General features: G+C 67.5%; 1 protein-coding gene and 1 pseudogene. One reads left to right on the top strand and one right to left on the bottom strand.

Annotated features, from left to right (window positions below):
* Positions 1–31: 31 nt before the first annotated feature.
* Positions 32–1,837, bottom strand: coding sequence for a M3 family metallopeptidase (locus tag ACWELQ_RS44170; RefSeq protein ID WP_452402927.1), 1,806 nt, complete (start codon positions 1,835–1,837; stop codon positions 32–34).
* Between the two features lie 39 nt (positions 1,838–1,876).
* Here ACWELQ_RS44170 and ACWELQ_RS44165 point away from each other — a divergent pair.
* Positions 1,877–2,234: pseudogene (locus ACWELQ_RS44165) on the top strand (hypothetical protein); the annotation flags it as partial.

Genomic DNA, 2,234 nt, shown 5'->3' with positions numbered 1-2,234 from the left:
GTGAAAGACCACGCTCGCGCGGCCAGATAGATCAGCGATACGGAGACGGTGACTGCGCAGGCGTAGGAGAACGCGTCGTACCACGATGGGCCTGGCGCAGGGCTTCGTCCTCGAACGCCTCGGGATCGGTGTCCGCGTCAGCGTCGGCGCGGGTGCGGCGATGCCAGGCCCAGTCCAGCAGTGCCGCGGCCAGATATTCGACGGTGCGGAATCCCTCGCCGAAACGTTCCGCCTCGATCATGCGCTCGACCAGCTCGGCGGGCATCGGCTCGCCGGTGTCGATGTGGCGGGCGTAGTTCGCCAGCACTTCCGGCCGCGCCATCCACATCTCGTTCACCTGCGACGGGAATTCCACGAAGTCGCGCGGCACCGCGGTGCCGGCGAAGAACGGATACTCGACATCCGAGAACAATCCGTGCAGGGCATGCCCGAACTCGTGGAAGAGGGTGCGGACATTTTCCCAGGTCAGCAGGGCCGGTTCCCCCTCGGCCGGTTTCACGATATTGAGGTTGTTGACCACGACGGGCCGCTGCCCCAGCAGGTTCGACTGGCGAACCAGCGAATTCATCCACGCGCCACCACGTTTGGACGGGCGCTTGAAGAAGTCGCCGAGGAACAGGCCCAGCGCACCACCGTCGGCGTCGAACACCTCGAACACGCGGACCTCCGGGTGGTAGCCGGTCAGGTCCGTGCGTTCCCGGAAGGTGAGCCCGTACACCAGTCCGGCCGCGTGGAATACGCCGTCCCACAGCACCCGCTCCAGTTCGAGGTAGGGCCGCAGCACCTCGCTGTCCACCGAGAACTGTTCGGCGCGAAGCTTTTCCGACCAGAACTGCCAGTCCCAGGAACGCAGTTCGGCGTCCGGGTCGGCGGCGCGCAGGGCGGCGGTGAGTTCACCCGCCTCCCGTTCGGCATTGGCGACCGCGGGCGGTACCAGGCGGGCGAGCATGTCCTCTACCGCCGCAGCGGTTTTCGCGGTCTGATCGGCGACCGCGTAGGAGGCGTGATCCGAATAGCCCAGCAGCTCCGCCCGTTCGGCGCGCAGGGCCGTCATGCGGGCTCCCAGCACGGCATTGCCGTTCGGACCGAAGCCGCGACCGAGAGACGCCGCCATCATCCGTTCCCGAACCGACCGGTCCGCCAGTGCGGCCAGGACGGGCTGATTGGAGACGTTCTGCAAACTCAGCGCCCATTTGCCGGGGTGTCCGAGCGTGCGGGCGTTCTCCGCCGCGGCGGCCACCGCCGCCGGGGTGAGCCCGTCGAGCTCCTCCACGCTGTCGAGAATCAGGGTGGACGCGTTGGTGGCGGCCAGCAGACTCTGACCGAATTCCGTTGACGCCGTAGCGATTTCCGCGTTGATTTCGCGCAGTCGAGCTTGCTGCGCGGCATCCAGCCGCGCACCGGCCCGCACGAAGCGCAGGTGGTAGCGCTCCAGCAGCCGCGTCTGCTCGGCGTCCAACCCGAGTTCGGCGCGGCGCTCGTGCAGCGTGTCGATGCGACCGAACAGCACCGGATCCAGGTGGATGGCATCCGCGTGCGCGGCCAGCCGCGGCGAGACCTCCGCATCGATCGCCTCGAGGCGCTCATTGGTGTCCGAGGACACGATGTTGTGGAACACCTGCGAGACCCGCGTCAGGATCGCACCCGAACGCTCCAGCGCCGCAATCGTATTCGCGAAACTCGGGGCCTCATCCTGGGCGGTCACCGCGGCGACCTCGGCCAGCTGCTCCGCCATCCCCCGTTCGAACGCGGGCAGATAGTGCTCTTCGCCGATCTCCGCGAACGTCGGCAGTTCGTAGGGCAGCGTGCTGCGTTCCAGCAACGGGTTGCTCGTCATACCCGCCACCTTAATTCCGGCGGATGGCACGATCATGGAATGAGTACGGACTACTTCGATCTCGGCGGATATTCGAGGCCGGTCACGACCTCGTCACCCGACGCCCGGCTGTGGTTCGACCGGGGCCTGATCTGGACCTATGCCTTCAACCACGAGGAAGCCGCGGTCTGTTTCCGGCGGGCCCTGCACGCGGATCCGCAGTGCGCACTGGCGCATTGGGGCCTGGCGTTCGCGTTGGGCCCCAACTACAACAAGCCCTGGGAGTTCTTCGACGCCGACGAACTCGCGTCCACCGTGGTCACCGCCCACGATGCCGCGCGGCGGGCACTCACCCTGGCCGACACCGCGACACCGGTCGAGCGGGCGCTCGCCGAAGCCCTGTGCGCCCGCTATCCGC

This window comes from Nocardia sp. NPDC004722, assembly GCF_053601505.1.
This window is presented reverse-complemented; position numbering and strand designations above follow the sequence as displayed.